General features: G+C 38.0%; 14 protein-coding genes and 1 pseudogene. 9 read left to right on the top strand and 6 right to left on the bottom strand.

Annotated elements, in window-relative coordinates; all coding sequences use genetic code 11:
• Positions 1 to 17 precede the first annotated feature (17 nt).
• Positions 18 to 911 (bottom strand): fumarylacetoacetate hydrolase family protein, encoded by an 894-nt coding sequence (locus tag QNH43_RS10685; protein WP_283917806.1) that lies wholly within the window; start codon positions 909 to 911, stop codon positions 18 to 20.
• Between the two features lie 73 nt (positions 912 to 984).
• On the bottom strand, positions 985 to 1,752 hold the full coding sequence (locus QNH43_RS10690) for an IclR family transcriptional regulator (protein ID WP_283917807.1): 768 nt from the start codon (positions 1,750 to 1,752) through the stop codon (positions 985 to 987).
• A 673-nt stretch (positions 1,753 to 2,425) separates the two neighbouring features.
• Between QNH43_RS10690 and QNH43_RS10695 the strand changes: the two genes are divergently transcribed.
• The 5 genes from QNH43_RS10695 (at position 2,426) to QNH43_RS10715 (ending at position 9,969) form a co-directional block, all read left to right on the top strand.
• Positions 2,426 to 4,414 (top strand): YjhG/YagF family D-xylonate dehydratase, encoded by a 1,989-nt coding sequence (locus QNH43_RS10695; protein WP_076368789.1) that lies wholly within the window; start codon positions 2,426 to 2,428, stop codon positions 4,412 to 4,414.
• Positions 4,415 to 4,691: 277 nt separating this feature from the next.
• Entirely contained in the window at positions 4,692 to 6,143 is a 1,452-nt protein-coding gene (locus QNH43_RS10700) for a GntP family permease (RefSeq protein ID WP_283917808.1), read from the top strand.
• Between the two features lie 1,076 nt (positions 6,144 to 7,219).
• Positions 7,220 to 8,281 (top strand): ABC transporter substrate-binding protein, encoded by a 1,062-nt coding sequence (locus tag QNH43_RS10705; RefSeq protein ID WP_283917809.1) that lies wholly within the window; start codon positions 7,220 to 7,222, stop codon positions 8,279 to 8,281.
• Positions 8,282 to 8,308: 27 nt separating this feature from the next.
• Entirely contained in the window at positions 8,309 to 9,124 is an 816-nt protein-coding gene (locus tag QNH43_RS10710) for an ABC transporter ATP-binding protein (protein ID WP_283917810.1), read from the top strand.
• A gap of 20 nt (positions 9,125 to 9,144) precedes the next feature.
• Complete coding sequence (locus QNH43_RS10715; protein ID WP_283917811.1) at positions 9,145 to 9,969, top strand: ABC transporter permease; 825 nt, start codon at positions 9,145 to 9,147, stop codon at positions 9,967 to 9,969.
• 61 nt (positions 9,970 to 10,030) lie between these two features.
• Here the strand turns inward: QNH43_RS10715 and QNH43_RS10720 are convergent, their stop codons facing one another.
• Complete coding sequence (locus QNH43_RS10720; RefSeq protein WP_283917812.1) at positions 10,031 to 10,282, bottom strand: hypothetical protein; 252 nt, start codon at positions 10,280 to 10,282, stop codon at positions 10,031 to 10,033.
• A 701-nt stretch (positions 10,283 to 10,983) separates the two neighbouring features.
• On the opposite strand from QNH43_RS10720, the gene QNH43_RS10725 reads away from it, so the two are divergent.
• Positions 10,984 to 11,880, top strand: coding sequence for a DMT family transporter (locus tag QNH43_RS10725; RefSeq protein ID WP_283917813.1), 897 nt, complete (start codon positions 10,984 to 10,986; stop codon positions 11,878 to 11,880).
• 175 nt (positions 11,881 to 12,055) lie between these two features.
• Here QNH43_RS10725 and QNH43_RS10730 read toward each other — a convergent pair whose 3' ends face one another.
• Positions 12,056 to 13,840, bottom strand: a complete 1,785-nt coding sequence (locus tag QNH43_RS10730; protein WP_283917814.1) for a laminin G domain-containing metallophosphoesterase family protein — start codon at positions 13,838 to 13,840, stop codon at positions 12,056 to 12,058.
• A 365-nt stretch (positions 13,841 to 14,205) separates the two neighbouring features.
• On the bottom strand, positions 14,206 to 14,475 hold the full coding sequence (locus tag QNH43_RS10735) for a hypothetical protein (protein ID WP_283917815.1): 270 nt from the start codon (positions 14,473 to 14,475) through the stop codon (positions 14,206 to 14,208).
• Between the two features lie 282 nt (positions 14,476 to 14,757).
• On the opposite strand from QNH43_RS10735, the pseudogene QNH43_RS10740 reads away from it, so the two are divergent.
• Positions 14,758 to 15,108: pseudogene (locus QNH43_RS10740) on the top strand (class I SAM-dependent methyltransferase); the annotation flags it as partial.
• Positions 15,109 to 15,254: 146 nt separating this feature from the next.
• Entirely contained in the window at positions 15,255 to 15,824 is a 570-nt protein-coding gene (locus QNH43_RS10745; RefSeq protein WP_283917816.1) for a GNAT family N-acetyltransferase, read from the top strand.
• A 727-nt stretch (positions 15,825 to 16,551) separates the two neighbouring features.
• Here the strand turns inward: QNH43_RS10745 and QNH43_RS10750 are convergent.
• Positions 16,552 to 16,875: an antibiotic biosynthesis monooxygenase family protein gene (locus QNH43_RS10750; protein WP_283917817.1), complete on the bottom strand. Its 324-nt coding sequence runs from the start codon at positions 16,873 to 16,875 to the stop codon at positions 16,552 to 16,554.
• 368 nt (positions 16,876 to 17,243) lie between these two features.
• Here QNH43_RS10750 and QNH43_RS10755 point away from each other — a divergent pair, with 368 nt between their 5' ends.
• Positions 17,244 to 17,795: a dihydrofolate reductase family protein gene (locus QNH43_RS10755; protein ID WP_283917818.1), complete on the top strand. Its 552-nt coding sequence runs from the start codon at positions 17,244 to 17,246 to the stop codon at positions 17,793 to 17,795.
• Positions 17,796 to 17,955: the final 160 nt, after the last annotated feature.

Below are 17,955 nucleotides of genomic sequence, written 5' to 3' on the forward strand. Positions count from 1 at the left end.
TGTATGATCTGATCTACTCAAACTAATATTTTATTTGGTAACTTTACACTATTTTTCAAGACACCAATATTAGAGACTTCAATTTCAATCTCATCGCCATCTAATAAGGTGAAGTCATTTGGTGGAATTATACATGTACCAGTCAATAATACAGTACCGTCAATAATTTCATTGTCGCGTATGAGGAAAGAAATTAATTCATCAAATTTTCTTTTTAACTGGCTAGTATTCGCTTTTCCCTCTACTTTAAGCTCGTCATTACGGTAGATTCGACATGTGATGTCAAAATTGTAGGGATCTTCCGCAGACTCTGCAAGGAGAATTGCCGGTCCAATCGAACAAGAATTTTTCCACATTTTTGGTTGTGGTAGATAAAGAGGATTCTCTCCTTCAATGTCACGACAACTCATATCATTTCCAATCGTATATCCAAGGATTTCACCATCTCGATTAATAACAATGCCCACTTCTGGCTCAGGAATTTGCCAATTAGAATCACTGCGTATGTAAACGTCCTGTCCTGGACCAACCGTACGGGCAGCCGTAGACTTAAAGAAAATTTCTGGCCGTTCAGCCTCATATATCTTGTCATAAAAAGTGGTTGCATCAAGCTTTCCAGCCGTTGCTTCATAGTTACGTGCATCGCGACTACGCTCATATGTAACACCGGAAGCCCATACTTCTTCAGCTACGATAGGAACAAGTAACGATAAATCTTCTACAGAGTATGGAATGGGCTTTGAATTGGAAATGGTGAATTCTACAAAAGAGAGGGGAGAAACATTTTGTTCGTTTGCCTGTTGGATTAATTCAATCAATCCATCTTGAGGAAGAGGGTATACTTTTCCCTCATTTGTAACAGCGGCTAGAGTTGTTTTTGAATGATCATGTAAATATCGGATAATACGCATAAATTTAGCCTCCTAATGTTTTATATTATAAAACTAAGTTTTTATATATAGGCAAAAGAGAAGGGAACCATCTCTATGAAATTGGTATCCCATTTCCCATTTGTTCTGATAATTGGAAAGCTGCCTGTTTCAATTGTTCAATAAAAATGTCTAGCTGAGCCTCATCTATGCGAGCTATAAGTGTAGAAAGGCTAATAGCGGCAACAACTTTGTTCTCATGATTTCGAATGGGTGCTGCAATACAGCGAACACCTGGCTCGTTTTCCTGATTATCAACTGCGTACCCTTGAGATTGAACTTGTTGGAGCTCACGCAAAAATTCAGATTCACCTGAAATGGTAGATTCAGTTTGTTTAAAATAGACATATCCATTTAGAATTTTTTTAATTTCTTCTTGATCTTTAAAAGCTATTAAAGCTTTACCAACAGCGGAGCAGTGAAGTGGGATTCGTTTCCCTATTTTTGAATAAAGAATAACAGCCATAGGACCTTCAACTTTATCGATATAAACTCCCTCTTTGCCGTCTAGTATAACCAAGTGGGCAGTCTGTCCGGTTTTTACCGATAAATCCATTAAGTATTTTTTTGATAGATCTCTAACGTCTAAAGACTGAATGACATAGTTTCCTCTTTCAAAGAGCTTCATTCCCAATCCATACTTCCCATTCTCAGGATTTTGACTAATATACCCATGATTTAAAAGCGTTTTCAATAAAGAATGAACAGTGCTTTTGTGAAGTCCTAACTGATTACTTATATCTGTTATTTTCAATTCTGCTGTATGTTCGTCAAACAAATCAAGAATACGAAGAGCACGATCTACTGATTGAATAACAGGCATGAATTTCACCTACTTGTTTTAAGTTATAAAACCTGTTTTTACTATTATAAACACTCTTACAACTCAAATATAATACTAGTTTTTTTAAAATGTCAAGAAACATATATAAATACATGGATATTTTTTGTCCAAAGAGAAATTGTAAAGAATTTATTTATCATTCTCATTCTACAATGCGAAGTTATTAAGTCATACATTTATCTACGTAAGATTGAAAAAGTTAATAACTTCTATAGAAACTAGTATTTTTTTAGAATTATTCACTCTGTTTTTAAAACAATTAGATTCCCTTTGAGGTTCCTTACGTGGATATGAGTAAAATGTAGAGGTTCCTTAAAAATAACATGAAATCTGACTCTATAATAGGCTCTAAAATAGTTGATTGACTTTTCAGAAAAAATATATATGATTATTTTAAAAGCAACAAAAGTTTAATATAGATAAACTCAGTTTTATAATATAAAACAAATGGAGGGGTTTTTATAGAAAGTATTCAAAGATAAACAGTCCTATGATAATTCAATATTCCTGATGATAAAAATTGAAATAGCAATAGGCAAACATGATAGTAATGGCTATAAATTAAGATGAAAATCAGCAGATTATTATGTGGGCTACATAAAAAATATTTCTTTTATTGTAATAAAAAAACCTTATTAACGGAGGAATACATATGTCATTGCAATCGATATTTGGCGAAGAGGATGTATCTTTTTACAAAGTTCAAACTCATTCAAAAGGGGCAGATGGTTCACTTCCACTTACATCCGAAATGTTGCTAGATTCACCAAGTGGTGACCTTTTTGGATTATCTCAAAATGTTGGAATGGGATGGGCACCTTCAAACCTCCTTGGAAAACAAGTTCTAATCCTCGGTACTCAAGGTGGAATTAGGAATCATGATGGTACTCCAATTGCATTAGGCTATCATACTGGGCATTGGGAAATAGGTTTATTAATGAAGGCCTCAGCTGAAGAGATTAGTAGACAAGGAGGAGTTCCTTTTGCAGGGTTCGTAAGTGATCCATGTGATGGTCGTTCTCAAGGAACTGCCGGTATGTTTGATTCCCTTCCTTTTCGGAACGATGCAGCTATAGTTTATCGAAGATTAATTCGATCATTGCCTACACGTCGTGCAATTATTGGGGTAGCTACATGTGATAAAGGTCTTCCAGCAATGATGGTAGCTCTAGCGTCAATGCACGACTTGCCAACTATCATTGTCCCTGGAGGTGTTACTCTTCCGCCTACAAATGGAGAAGACGCAGGAAAGATTCAAACAATTGGGGCAAGATACGCAAACAACGAAATTACTTTACAAGAAGCTGCTGATCTCGGGTGTCGTGCTTGTGCTACACCGGGTGGAGGCTGTCAATTTCTTGGTACAGCTGGCACCTCCCAAGTAGTTGCTGAAGCCATTGGGATGGCTTTACCTCACTCGGCACTAGCACCTTCAGGTCAGCCAATATGGATGGAGATGGCTAAGCAATCAGCACGTGCAGCTTTAGAATTGGAGAAGAAAAAGCTATATACCAAAGATATTATTACGGATAAAGCGATAGAAAATGCTATGGTGATTCACGCCGCTTTCGGAGGTTCAACAAATTTATTACTTCATATCCCAGCAATTGCTCATGCAGCTAATTGTAAAATCCCCACTGTTGAAGATTGGACTAGAATCAATAAGAAGGTTCCTCGCTTAGTCGATGTACTGCCCAATGGTCCTGTTGGTCACACAACCGTTAAGGTATTCCTGGCTGGTGGGGTTCCAGAGGTTATGCTTCATCTAAGAAAATTAGGTGTCTTGCATGAAGATGTACTAACCGTTACCGGAGAAACCCTTGGTGCAAACCTCGATTGGTGGGAAAAATCAGAAAGACGTGCATTGATGAAAAAGCAATTGTTAGAAAATGATGGGATTAATCCTGAAGATATTATCATGGATCCAGTCAAAGCAAAAGAAAAAGGTCTAACTTCTACAGTTACATTCCCAAAAGGAAATATTGCTCCTGAGGGATCAGTAATTAAATCAACTTCCATTGATCCATCTGTGGTAGGAGAAGACGGAGTGTATCGGCATACAGGAAAAGCTAAAGTCTTTACTTCAGAAAAGACAGCTATAAAAGCTATTAAAACAGGGGGCATTGAAGCAGGAGATATAATGGTAGTCATGGGCGGTGGTCCTTCAGGAACCGGAATGGAGGAAACCTATCAACTAACATCGGCATTAAAACATTTGTCTTTTGGCAAACATGTCTCCTTAATTACTGATGCGCGTTTTTCGGGTGTTTCGACTGGCGCATGTATTGGACATATTGGACCTGAGGCATTGGCTGGGGGAGCAATTGGGAAATTGCGTGATGGAGATGTTATTGAAATCATTGTTGACCGCAATCAGTTAGTGGGTTCCGTTAATTTTGTTGGAACTGAGAATGAAAGACTTTCTTTAGAAAAAGCAACGAATGTCTTGAAAGAACGTGACCTTCATCCAGACCTCAAACCGGATCCTGGTCTTCCGGATGATACTCGTTTATGGGCTGCGCTTCAATCAGTAAGTGGAGGAACTTGGCGCGGAAATATCTATGATACAGATCGAATTATTGAAGTTCTAAATGCGGGAGTTAAAGCATTAGGTGAAGAAAAAACACTAGTTCAAAATTAACCCATTATTGCATAACTTTAAAGCACATTTAAGACTTTACTTTTTTCAGTCATAGATTATTTTCCATTTTAATTAAATAGTAGTGTACGCTAAAATTTTGTAATAGCTTCAAATGAAAGCGATTACCATATTTCGTTTTTTCAAATAACTACACTTTATGACTAGTAAACAAAATAGCATAAGCATCCTAGAGTTACTTACTAATTAAAATATAGGGTCAGTATTTTTATAAGTTGAGCAAAAAGAAATATTTTAATTATTTTTTTGGAGGTTTATTATGCCATTACTTATAGTAGCGATTGGGATTATCCTGTTGCTAATTTTGATTACTGGATTCAAATTGAATACATTTGTTTCATTAATTATTGTATCTTTAATTGTATCTTTAGCACTAGGAATGCCGCTGGAAAATGTTGTTGCATCAATTGAAGGTGGATTAGGAGGTACACTTGGCCATATCGCTTTAATATTTGGACTTGGTGCAATGCTTGGTAGGTTAATTGCTGATGCAGGGGGAGCCCAGCGTATTGCAATGACCTTAATTAACAAGTTTGGAGAAAAAAGAATTCAGTGGGCAGTTGTAGTTGCTTCGTTTATTGTGGGTATAGCACTATTTTTCGAAGTAGGCTTAGTTTTATTGATTCCTATTGTATTTTCAATTGCGAAAGAATTAAGAGTTTCTATTTTGCACCTAGGTATTCCCATGGCTGCAGCCTTATTAGCAACTCATAGTTTCTTACCCCCACATCCAGGGCCAACAGTAATAGCTGGTGAATATGGTGCAGATATTGGCTTAGTTTTACTTTACGGTATTATTGTCGCAATACCAACCGTCATTCTAGCAGGCCCTCTATATACTAAGGTTGCTAAAAAAGTTGTACCTGATGCATTTAACAAAACAGGTAATATAGCTTCTTTAGGGGAACAAAAAACATTCCAACTTGAAGAAACACCAGCTTTCGGTATAAGTGTATTGACTGCAATGTTCCCCGTTTTATTAATGGCTATATCTACAATTATTGATATGATTCAAAAATCAGTAGGGTTTGAAGGGAATACATTATTAGAAATTGTACGTCTTATAGGAAACCCTTCGTCTGCAATGTTAATCTCTTTATTTCTTGCATTCTATACAATGGGAATAGCAAGAAATACTCCAATAAAAGAAGTGATGGATTCTTGTACATCAGCAATTGCAGCAATTGGCATGATGCTATTAATTATTGGCGCTGGGGGTGCTTTCAAGCAGGTACTAATTGATGGTGGTGTAGGAGATTATGTAGCAGAATTATTTACAGGATCTTCAATGTCACCTATCATACTTGCTTGGTTGGTTGCTGCGATATTACGAATATCTTTAGGATCAGCCACAGTTGCAGCTATGTCCACTGCAGGATTAGTTATTCCAATGTTGGCTCAATACGATGCTAATTTGGCCTTAGTAACTCTTGCAACTGGAGCAGGCAGCTCAATCTGCTCGCATGTTAATGATGCAGGATTTTGGATGATTAAAGAATATTTTGGGTTAAGCATGAAGGAAACGTTTTCAACATGGACAATACTTTCCACTATTACTTCTATAGCAGGATTAGGTTTTATTTTATTATTAGATGCATCTTTAATTATTTCGGGAGCAGTAATAATTCTTATTAGTATAGTAGCCATATATTTCAGTATGTTTGACCGATTCAAAGATAAAAGTAACGCTTTGGGGAATATAAAGGCATAAAAACCTTTGGAAAACAAAGGGACGGTTTGAGACCAGTGATAAAGTCTATTTAAATAGAAATGGAAGTTGAAAACATACTAATAATGTAAGACGGGGGAAGAATTGCTTGTGATGATTGAAGAGCAGCGAAATAAGTTTATAAATCTCGTCCAACAAGATTTGCTCGATTAAGCAATTTCCGGGATATTTACATTATAATAGGTTTTTTCGAGGTCCTCAGTGAGAGGGCTTTTTTTGTTGCAAATATAAATACCCGATCAATTCTAGTTATTTTTGGAGTAATGTGCGTATATGTATTGGATGCAATTCAAAAATTGCAATATTCATCTTTATAAGTCTTTTTCATTAATTTTAAAAAAAACGGTAAAGCTAAGAAACGTTTTCTTTTTGCTGGAGTTTCTTTTGTAGTGATGGTAATAGGCGCTTTATTTATGGTCGCTTTTCAATAGGGTGAACAGTATAGGAAGAAGCTGAAGCCGAACAAAAGGCTAAAGAAGAAAGAGAAGCTAAAGAGGCTGCCGCATAAGTTAAGATTACACTTTACAATGAGATACTAATAAATAAAGCCTATATGAGATACCTAGTGGGTTTTCTGTCCATGGAGTCCCGGAAAAACCGTGATTGAAGTTTCCCCCAATTTAAAAAATGCTTTTTCCGTTCTTGTCAGGTTAATAATTCTTCCCATGTACCACCTGATCGAATGCCATCTAAGTATAAGCAATCAGGAATATCATCTAAATGGTCATCGATGTGAAGTAAAACAGAATCAGAACCGATGTTACCTGGGAATTAGCGGCATTTGTACAGTGCAAGTACCCAATGATGAAGGAGAAAATTGTATCTTAAGGGTTAAAAAACACTCAGATTTTAAAAGGGTGTTTTTTTGTGCAGAAGTCTACTGAATTATCTTAATTTTCCAAAATTATAATTGACCATAATGGGACGACTGATTTAGAATTGATATGTATATGAAATTATGTTTTATATATAAAACTATAAAAAGGGGGGAACGGCAATACCTTATGGACAATCTTCAATTGAAATAAAAATAAATCTGATTTGGGGAGGTAAGGAATATGTTTAAGAATAAATTGGCGTTCGTTCTGCTTTGTTTAGTATTAATATTGTCTGCGTGCGGTTCAAGTGACGAAACAACTACGGAAAATAAGGGGAATTCAGGAGGGAAAGCTGTAAAGCTTACTTTTACCGAACCTGCACGGTTGTTGTCAGTTGCCCCTTTATATGTAGCCATCGAGCAAGGATTTTTTGAAAAAGAAGGAATTGACGCTGAGATTGTATCTGGTGGTGGAGGAGCACAAGTCATTGCTTCTGTATTATCGGGAGAAGCTCAATTTGCCGTCTCAGGTCCTCGAAGTATGTTCACTCCTCTTGACAAAGGTGAAGATTTATTGGCTATTCAATCATTGAATTCGGCGCTAACCTATCAAATTACACTCTCAAATCAATATCTAAAGAAAAAGAATGTTTCTAAAGACTCATCATTTGAAGATAAAGTCGCTTCATTGAACGGCGCAACCATCGGTACAAATCTTGTTGGCGATTCTGGAGACGTATACACCCGATATTTAATGCAAATGCATGGTGTTGATCCCAATACTCTTAAAGCAGTCAAATTAGCAGGAGATGGATCGAAGATCGGCGGTATGCAGGAGGGGGTTGTTGACGGGGGAATAGCATCACCTCCAATGGGATTACAAGCGGAAAGTAAAGATGTTGGTGAAATAGTAATCAATACAAGTGAAGAGCCAATGTATGGGAATATGGTCTGGGAAGCTGTTTTTGCTAAAAAAGAATATTTAGAAGAGAATCATGAAACATCTTTGAAAGTAGTTCGGGCAATAGGGAAAGGCATGGAGTTCACACGTAATAATCCAAGAGAGGCAGCCGAATCAATCGTATCTTATTTTGATGGAATTGATGTTGATATTCTAGAGGAATCAATTATCGGATTGAAAAACACTTTTAAAGGCTATGGAGAAATGAATCAAGAAGCTTGGGATAATGCCCAGGATCCATTAGTTGAATTTGGCAGGTTGTCAGGCGTTTCTACTAAACAGGATACAACTGAAGATGTTATATGGACAAATGGTTATATAGAAGAAGCTTTTAAAAAATGAGTAGATGGAAAGGAGATGATGGTCAAGATGGAAAATGCACAACTTGAAAAGTTCAAATTGTCCACTCGTTTTTTGGATGTTACTTACGTAAACAATAAAACTGGTGCAGAAGTGATTGCCCTGCAGAATATAAACTTACATATCAAAGATGGTGAATTTATATGTATTGTAGGGCCGAGCGGCTGTGGGAAAACCACTTTTTTAAATACTGTAGTTGGATTACTGAAGCCAAGCAAGGGGGAAATTCTATTAGATCAGCAAAAAATTGATGGTCCCGGCAAGGACAGGGCAATGGTTTTTCAAAACCCTAGTCTATTACCTTGGAGAACAGTTATGGAAAATGTTCTCTATGGAGTTGAACTGCAAAAGCAAGTAACACCAGAGAAAAAGAAAGAGGCCAAAGAATTTATTGAAATGGTCGGTTTAAAAGGTTATGAAAATCATTATCCCCACGAATTGTCAGGAGGGATGCAGCAAAGGGTAAACTTGGCTCGAGCATTAACGGTAAACCCGTCATTAATATTACTGGATGAACCATTTTCGGCATTAGACGCACAAACCAGGGAATTTATGCAAGGTGAGTTACTTAGAATATGGGATGAGACAAAAAAGACAAGTCTTTTTATTACACACCAAATTGATGAAGCGGTATTTTTAGCTGATCGAGTTTTTGTTTTTGGGGCAAGACCAGGACGTGTAGTGGAGGTTGTGGATGTTGATATACCTAGACCGAGAGATCTCCACGTGAAGCGTAGCCGGGAATTTTTAGAGTTTGTAGATCACATATGGTCCATTATTGAACAGGAGTCTTCAAAGCAAGGTTTCGATAATAAAGAAAAATAATAAAGGGAAAGGAGAATAATATGACGAAGGGTACGATCCAACTTACACAATCAAAGCAAAAGATAAAAAAGGCGAAGAAAATAAAAAAAGAAAAGAAGTCATTTTTCATCAGTGTTGCTTCTGTTTTCATATTCCTGTTGCTTTGGGAAGTTGCTTCTCAAAATGAATGGATAAATCCATTGTTCATTAGCTCACCAATTGAAATTGCCCAAGCGGCCGTTTTAATGGTCCAAGAAATTTCTTTTTGGGAAAATATGAAAGTAAGTGGTTACGAATTCATTGCAGGCTTTGTTTTAGCCATACTTATTGGAATTCCAATTGGTGTGTTATCGGGCTGGAATTCCAACTTTAATGCTGTCGTTAATCCTTTCATTTCAGGATTATATGTAACTCCTAAAGTCGCCCTTTTACCAGTGATCATAATTGCGTTCGGAATAGGCCCAGCATCAAAAATCGTTATCGTATTTTTGATGGCCTTCTTTCCAATAGTGATGAGCGCTCAAAAAGCTATGTTAACATTAGATCAAAACTTAATAAAAGCAGCCAGAACATTTAGTGCAAGTGAATTTCAAATTTTTAAAACGATTGCTTTGCCCTCGACCGTACCATTCCTTTTAAACGGTATTCGCTTAGGTATTGGTCAAGGATTAATTGCTGTAGTTGTAGGTGAATTATTCGCTTCGACAGCTGGTATCGGATATCAATTGACAAGCAATGGTCAAAATCTGCAAACAGACCGTATGTTTGTTGGAGTGTTGGTCATTACGATTACGGGAATCATTCTTACTTCATTATTAGGCATTATTGAAAGACGATTTTCATCTTGGAAACCAGAAAATAGTTAATTAAATTAATTATGCAGACTGTAGCCAAACTTAATGAAAATCGAGTTTGGCTACAGTTTTTTTAAAAATCGTTCCAGTTGATCTCAGAAATCCGCTCCCTTTCCGCCGACTGTCTGCCAAGCCTCCTCGACGCAAGCGTCTGTGGGGTCTCGGCTAGCCAGTTATTCGGCAGGAGTATCGCAAATTTCTTCAATCCATTGAGGGTTTCATATAACAAAAAAACATAAAGAGAGAGTTTGCCTGCCGTTTTTTTCTTTAAATATGTTACAGTTGATTTCGGAAATCCGCTCCCTTTCCTTCGACTGTCTGCCAAGCCTCATCAAATCGAGCTACTGTAGGGTCTCGGCTAGCCAGTTATTCGGCAGGAGTATCGCAAATTTCTTCAATCCATTGAGGGTTTCATATAACAAAAAAACATAAAGAGCGAGTTTGGCTACAGTTTTTTTATTAAAAATCGTTCCAGTTGATTTCAGAAATCCGCTCCCTTTCCGCCGACTGTCTGCCAAGCCTCCTGGCCGCAAGCCGCTGCGGTGTCTCGGCTAGCCAGTAATTCGGTAGGAGTGTCGCAAATTTCTTCAATCCAATAAGGATTACAGTAAAAAAACATGAAGGATAATGCAGGTAGAACCCGGTTTTTAGGGTTTATAATTTGAGCATTGCCCCCAGGCACTCCCTTTCCGCATGCGGTCCGCCCTCGGCACATTTGCGCCTGTGAGGTCTCCCCTAAGACACGCTTTTCCCACAGGAGTCTCGCACACCCTCTCCAATCAACTTTGTTTTAACTTTTAGATAGAACTTTTTGGTTAAGCATGCATTTCTACCTTGATCCATCTTTAAAGATTTCCAATCCAATCTCATATGGAATAAAATTTCGTCAGCGATGATTACATCTCAAAATGGATTATGATTCGTTATTTTTACTGTTCCACTTCACAGCGAGATAGAAAATTTATTGAAGTTCTCCTGTATCCATGATACCTTCAGTTTATAGTGAATGGTTGGGAGGAATGGGTTTTGAACACTAAAGCGTTTTTATTGGCATCTATTACAGTTATTATTTGGGGATCTACATTCGCTGCCATTCGTGCAAGCTTACATGGCGGGTATTCAGCCGGCCATTTGGTACTTGTTCGTTATCTTATAGCATCTGGGATTTTTGTCCTTTATGCTCTATGGCCTGGGGTGAAATTTCGACTCCCGAAAAAAGAGGATTTACTGAGAATATCGATCCTTGCATTTATTGGTATTAGTATTTATCATATCGGGGTGACATTCGGGGAACAAACCGTTTCAGCGGGAACGGCTGGAATGCTGATTGGTTCAGCACCTGTTTTCATCGCGATCATCGCTGCGTTCGTTTTAAAAGAACGCCTCGGCCTATTCGGATGGATTGGCTTAGGTATAGGATTTACAGGGATCACCTTAATAACATTAGGTACTGCAGGCCCTTCCCTGAAAATTTCTGAAGGTGCCTTTTTAGTGCTGATGTCCGCTATTGCTTCTGCAGTGTTTTTTGTTTTCCAAAAGCCGCTGTTTAGCCGCTATAATCCGATTGAATTGACAGCCTATTTCACATGGATCGGTACAATACCCTTTTTCATATTTTTTCCTGGGCTATTTCAAGAAATTCAACACGCTACAATGGAAGGTCATTTATCAGCGATTTTTGTTGGTATTTTCCCTGCGGCCATCGGTTATGTAACCTGGGCAATCGCACTATCATTAGGAAAAGCCAGTTCCGTTTCCAGTTTGTTATACCTTGAACCTGTGATTGCCATTTTCGTCGCTTGGGTTTGGCTGCGGGAAGTGCCTAGTACTCTTTCAGTCATGGGCGGCGGAATTGCGATATTAGGGGTTCTTGTCGTTAATGGGTTCGGAAAGTATAAGTCAGTAATGAAAAAAGCAGCATGATGGTTGTTTAAACCGACTGGAAAAAATCGCAGCATTGTAAAATCATCATGAAGAAGAACGTTTATCCTTCTTGAACGACTCAACAAATAGGAGGGCACCCAATAAAGGAATTCACCCAGGTTGCTGAGATATATCAGTTACACCTGGGGAATTGGATTTTTTCCTCCTCTTTTAATTACTTAAAATCAAATCTTTTTTTAAAGTCCCAATCCAATTTAAATGAATTATTTTCACCTGTTAAAAATTTGTAATCGATATAGGATTTTTCCTTTTTAGACATTTCGTCGACAAATGGCGAATAGGTACGGAATACCAATCCATTTTTCTTTTCATCAAACTCTACAAGTCTTAGCCAGCCATTACCCCCTCGATAATTCGTTTGGTAATTGACCAGCATTTGAATGACATCATTTCCTGCTGAATTTTGTTTTACCCGATGTGCTATCCCAAAATAATGTCCATTAACCGTCATGAACACTTGATTATGGTCCTTTACAAGTTCATTCCAAATCAGCCGGCCATTAGACGACTCGACGGCGATGGTTTTATCATCCTTAACCTTCGGAAATATAATATCATGTGAGACGAGGATTGTCGGTTTATCTTTATGCAGATCTAGAACCTTTTTTGACCATTCCAGGTCCTTATGAAGATTTTTCATATCCACTATCAAGACTAAGTATTCATAACTCCCTGCCTTAGCGATTGCATATGAGCTATAACCAGAGAGAGACGACCCCTTATAGTATTTTTTATTCAAAAAACGCTGCGGCCCATAGTGTGTTAAGAAAGGGTCTCCGGCCGCATAGTCATGATTCCCTGCCGCCATCATATATGGAACTTCCTTTTTATCCAAAAGGGAAATGGCCCCGAGGGAATTCTGCCATTGTTTTTCTGAATCACTATCGACAATGTCCCCAACAAATGTATTCATGATGATATTGTTCTTCTTGGTGTTATTGGAAATCCAGTTCATTTGGCTATTAAAAATCTCTGGATTTTGACTTGAATATTTCTGGGTATCTGGTATAAAAAGGAAATTATAATTCTTTTTACTCGTTAGAAAGGGTAAAGCTTTGTTGGATCCTACGAATGGTTCATCGTCACGGGCATCCTGCACAAGCCATTCTTTTTCGGATAAAGCCTTATTAGCGATTCGTATTTCCTGGATATTCCCTTTGAATAGTGCATTAAACTTATTTCCCCACTCAGATGCCCCGATGTTCCAGCCTTTACCTTTAACTGCTGCAATACCTATTACTTTTTCTGATTTTCCGTAATCACTTATGCCATTCAACGTTAAAGTCGTCGTGTCACCATCATTTACAACTGCCAAATGGTACCATTCATCAGCGTTTAAAGATCGAGACCAATTGCTTACATTATAATTTAAATTAGATGGATGACTTGTCCAGTGGATTTTTTGATCACTGGATACAGTTAAAGCAGAAAGGATTTTTTTCTCGCCTTCCATTTTATTAAGATCGGCAGCCTGTCCTTGTCTAGAAAAAAGCCCCATGACACTCTTGGAATCACTTGGCAACTTAAAAATCGCTTCAATGGTAAAACCCTTATCGAAATTCTCCGAATTGATAGGTGCATTCTTATTGGTTTTGAAATACCTACCTGAAGGGGCGTTTTCGTAATTAGCGAACTTCAAGCTATCCACTTTTTCTTGATCATGATAATCTTCTTCAGACCATTGAATCATATTTTTTAATTCAGGCGAGGCAGGATCACCTATCGTCACTAACTCTAAATCATTTCCATGTTTGCTTGTATCTTCTATAATTAAATTACCTTTATCGATAGATCCGCTTTTAACATGTTGTTTTGTGAATTTCCAATTTGCTACGATATTGCTTCGATTATTTTCAGCAACGGAATCAGCCGATTTGGCAATACCAGGAACAATCATACATAAGAGTGAGAGACCTATTAATGCTTTTTTCATTCTCATAAAATATTCACCCCATTACATTTTGATTAAGCGATATACATTTATCCTTTTACTACCTGGATTAATTTGTAGCGAACTAAGCCTAGGTAGATTCCGTATAGCTGCAATATGGTATAGTTTGCTTATCTTCTCGATAACTTATTAAGGATGAGTAAAAAAGTCTTATTCTTTTGAAGGGCATTAGGTGATAAGTCCTAATGTGTACGAATTATCTTGTTGAAATCAGGGAATGCAACTAATTGTCGAAAGAGGTTTGCAGTAATTTGAACTTCAGATGGGGAAGAAGGAATAGCATACTGGTAATTGGAGTTAATGGACAAAACGAAGAAAAAGCAAAAAAAGAGACAGCCATAAGCTGTCTTTTTTCACCACCTACAAATCCAAGACCACCCAAATCCGGGAACCCATACTCTTCTACAACGTGGAACCCAATGCCCGTGTTCCCAATGACCACCGCCATGACCGCCACCGTGTCCATCCCAATGACCACCGCCATGACCGCCGCCGTGTCCATCCCATTGACCGCCGCCATGACCGCCGCCGTGTCCGTCCCATTGACCTCCGCCCGGGCCCGGTATTCGTTCTCCATCTATATAATAAGGCACATTATTAGGGTAATAAGCGTAATTATACATTCAAGAAATCCTCCTTTTTTGTTTACCCTTTCAGGATATGTACAAAGGGTGGGAAGTGTCCTATATGGACAATGATGGACGATAAAATAGGCCTGCCTATTTATTGTTGTCAAAATAAAAGACAGCAATATTAATGGCAGTTTTTTTCCCTCATATTGAATTTTAAACACTATTGGTACTTCAGTTGTTTTGTGATAGAGAACTGTTACTATTATGTAAACTAAAGATGATAAGAGTATTCAGTAGATACTAAGAAAAAATAATCCGTTTTGACTTAACAAAACTTTTGTTTTCTCGGTTGAACATCCAATCTTTACTTCTCGCAAGGAACAAGCTTGGTATGTAGATGATCACGGTAATCATCTGCATTGTCCAGTAGACAATTATCAATTCGAAGGTGTGAGAGAAACAACCTTCTTAACCGAAAACGTAGTAAAGTATCATCGTACGATTTCAATATAAATAAATGACTTAATTGGTGCTGGATTCAGCGTAAGAGCCGTAAAGGAACCGATACCATCTGATGAATTGTTAAAAAGTGTTCCTGAAATGGTAGATGAAAACAGAAGGCCCGTGTTTTTAATGATTTCAGCAGTAAAGGAAACGAATTCTATTAATGAAGGAATCAAGTAAACGGAAAAAAGGCGTTTCCACAAAAGTAGGGACGCCTTTTTGTTATTATCATTATTTCTTTATACAATAAAGCGTTGATTATCGGCGTTAATTAGGTAATGATTAAATCAGTTACGTATGGAAAGGACTTTTGGGAGGGGAATTGGATGGAGAAGGTATTTCCGCTTATTGAAACACGACGATTGATATTAAGGGAAGTAACAATAGAAGATGCGGGTGATATGTTTAAATATTTATCTGATACGGATGTAGTGAAGCCAATGGGGCTAGATCCATGCCAAACAGTCAATGACGTATGGGATGAAATTAAGTGGTACGAATCTATATTCCAGGAAGGTACGGGAATCAGATGGGGAATTACATTAAAAGAATCCGGTAAGGTTATAGGAAGTTGCGGTTTTCTTAATATGGTCACCAAACACCATCGAGCTGAAATTGGATATGAATTAAGTAAAGATCATTGGGGAAAAGGCATTGCTAGTGAAGCATTGGAAGCCGTTGTTATGTATGGTTATCGCCACTTTCACCTGGAAAGGATTGAAGCGTTAATTGAACCTGATAATCACCCATCCCAAAAACTCGTGGAAAAACAAGGATTTAGAAGAGAAGGATTGCTAAGGCATTATGAATATACATGTGGCAAATTCGATGATTTATATATGTACTCACTCATAAAAGAAGATTTTAATGACATTATTCATTGTGAAAAACGCTAAAAAGGCGGTCAAAGTATCATACAACAGTAAAAATCGATAAAGAATAAACTAGTCTTAAACCTGGTTTGTGATGAGTACAGCCTAAAGTAAAAAAACATCCATTTGAATGGAGTGGGTGTTCCAGACTCATGCGGGAAAAGCGCGTCCAAGGGAGACCCCACAGGCGTAATGAGCGCCGGGAAGGCTCCCGGAACTTCCGCGGCAAGCGAGTGCCTGGAATGGAAATTAACGTTCAAATTTTACACCACCTCAAAAAACGTTCCAGTTGATTGCAGAAATCCGCTCCCTTTTCGCCGACTGACTGCCAAGCCTACTTGTCGCAAGCGCCTGCGATGTCTCAGCTAGCCAGTTATTCAGCAGGAGTGTTGCAAATTTCTTGAATCCAGTGAGTGTTCAATCCATAAAAGTAAACCATGAAGGATAGCCAAGTCTTCTTTTTATGATTAAACCATTCGAACCCTCCCTCCAGACTGTAAGCAAACTCGAAGAAAAGTCAGTTGGCATAGAGTTTTTTCTAAAAGAACAATCCAGTTGATTGGAACGGAAGGTACGAGACTCCTGCTTAGAAAAGCGCGTCCAGGGGAGACCCCGCAGGCGCAAAGGCGCCGAGGAGGCTCCCGGACCGCCCGCGGAAAGCGAGTGCCTGGAGTGGAAATCAACGATCAAATAAAAGCGGTCTTTTTCTATTGTTGAAAATTCATAATAAGTACTTGAAATTTTAATTTCCTCACTGGCTTGTATAATCTCTTTCCACCTTGCAAATTCGGGTTGAGTATGACGAGTACCAATCCTTCATCCCTTTTTCCTGTGCTTTTTTGTGAGCAGCATTTTCTTTCCAAAGCTTTATGGCATCCAGGGACTTCCAATAGGATACGGTAATTCCTAAACCGTTTGGATCTCTTACGCTTTCCACTCCTAAATAGCCATCTTGTTGGGCAGCAAGTTCAACCATGAATTCAGCGGTTGAATTATATCTTGCAGCATCCTTATCGCTTCTTTTAGATGTGAAAATACAAGCGTAATAGGGTGGTTCGGGAGTATTTGCAAACATGAAATGATGCCTCCTTTTAACTTAATATTCAAAACAATACCACATGGGCGGGAACATGGATAGATGCCAGGTAAAGCGGTTCCTTGATATCCGCCAAGAAAACAAGGTGGTAAGAGCGGTATATATCACTGACACGGCTAATTCTTTGGAAGGGATTTTATTCTGATTACCGAATATATATTACTTTGACGGTTTTACAAAAGAATATGATCCCAGAATTCCTTAGACTAAAATAAATACATGTACGCAAGTGGGTGTCGAAATAGATGAAGACCATATCAAGAGTATAATGGATATGGTTATCTGAAAGTTATAAGACACTTGTTGTTCGTGTAAAATGTTGAAATCACTTTTGGAGGGATGGCTAAGTGGCAGAATTGGTATATCATGTAGCGGTTTCACTGGACAATTTCATTGCCGATCAAGCAATGTTGGATGGGAATATCAATCAATCTTTTTTCTTATTTGAAGGAGATCATGTCCCAGACTTTTTATCCGATATCCAGCAATATGAAGCGGTGTTGATGGGAAGTAAAACATATGAATTTGGATTTCAATTCGGAGCTAAACCGGGTGAACCGGGCTATAAGGGCTTGAAACATTATATATTTTCGAGCTCCCTTCAGTTTGAATCGAATGGGGAGGTAGAACTTATCGAAGGAAACGCCGTAGCGTTTATTGAAAGCCTCAAGCAGCAAGGTGATGGAAAGCTATGGCTTTGCGGGGGAGGAGAATTGGCTGGAACGTTATTGAAACATAAACTCATTGATCAATTGGTGCTGAAAGTGAATCCAGTCATAATCGGTGAAGGCATCCCTCTTTTCGGCAGCGTTAAGCCAAGTCTAAAATTAGATTTAGTTGACATGAAACAATATCCAAACGGAGTGATTAAACCTACATATAATATTATTTATACTTAGGAATATGGTGGAGGGCTTCCGATACTTCATTCTTAAAGACTTTCCTTCAATAGTTAGGGCTGCTTTGGCGCAGCCTTTTTCTTATGAATATTCACTGGTCAATAAAAAAGTAAAAGTGAAAATATTCAAAGAAAATTAATTAGAAATTTATTTTTAACAT

The organism is Peribacillus simplex (genome assembly GCF_030123325.1).
Classification (GTDB): Bacteria; Bacillota; Bacilli; order Bacillales; family DSM-1321; genus Peribacillus; species Peribacillus simplex_D.

Coding starts and splice junctions, on each gene's coding strand:
- QNH43_RS10685 (WP_283917806.1), bottom strand. CDS start 911: ATGCGTATTATCCGATATTTACATGATCATTCAAAAACAACTCTAGCC.
- QNH43_RS10690 (WP_283917807.1), bottom strand. CDS start 1,752: ATGCCTGTTATTCAATCAGTAGATCGTGCTCTTCGTATTCTTGATTTG.
- QNH43_RS10695 (WP_076368789.1), top strand. CDS start 2,426: ATGTCATTGCAATCGATATTTGGCGAAGAGGATGTATCTTTTTACAAA.
- QNH43_RS10700 (WP_283917808.1), top strand. CDS start 4,692: ATGCCATTACTTATAGTAGCGATTGGGATTATCCTGTTGCTAATTTTG.
- QNH43_RS10705 (WP_283917809.1), top strand. CDS start 7,220: ATGTTTAAGAATAAATTGGCGTTCGTTCTGCTTTGTTTAGTATTAATA.
- QNH43_RS10710 (WP_283917810.1), top strand. CDS start 8,309: ATGGAAAATGCACAACTTGAAAAGTTCAAATTGTCCACTCGTTTTTTG.
- QNH43_RS10715 (WP_283917811.1), top strand. CDS start 9,145: ATGACGAAGGGTACGATCCAACTTACACAATCAAAGCAAAAGATAAAA.
- QNH43_RS10730 (WP_283917814.1), bottom strand. CDS start 13,840: ATGAGAATGAAAAAAGCATTAATAGGTCTCTCACTCTTATGTATGATT.
- QNH43_RS10735 (WP_283917815.1), bottom strand. CDS start 14,475: ATGTATAATTACGCTTATTACCCTAATAATGTGCCTTATTATATAGAT.
- QNH43_RS10745 (WP_283917816.1), top strand. CDS start 15,255: ATGGAGAAGGTATTTCCGCTTATTGAAACACGACGATTGATATTAAGG.
- QNH43_RS10750 (WP_283917817.1), bottom strand. CDS start 16,875: ATGTTTGCAAATACTCCCGAACCACCCTATTACGCTTGTATTTTCACA.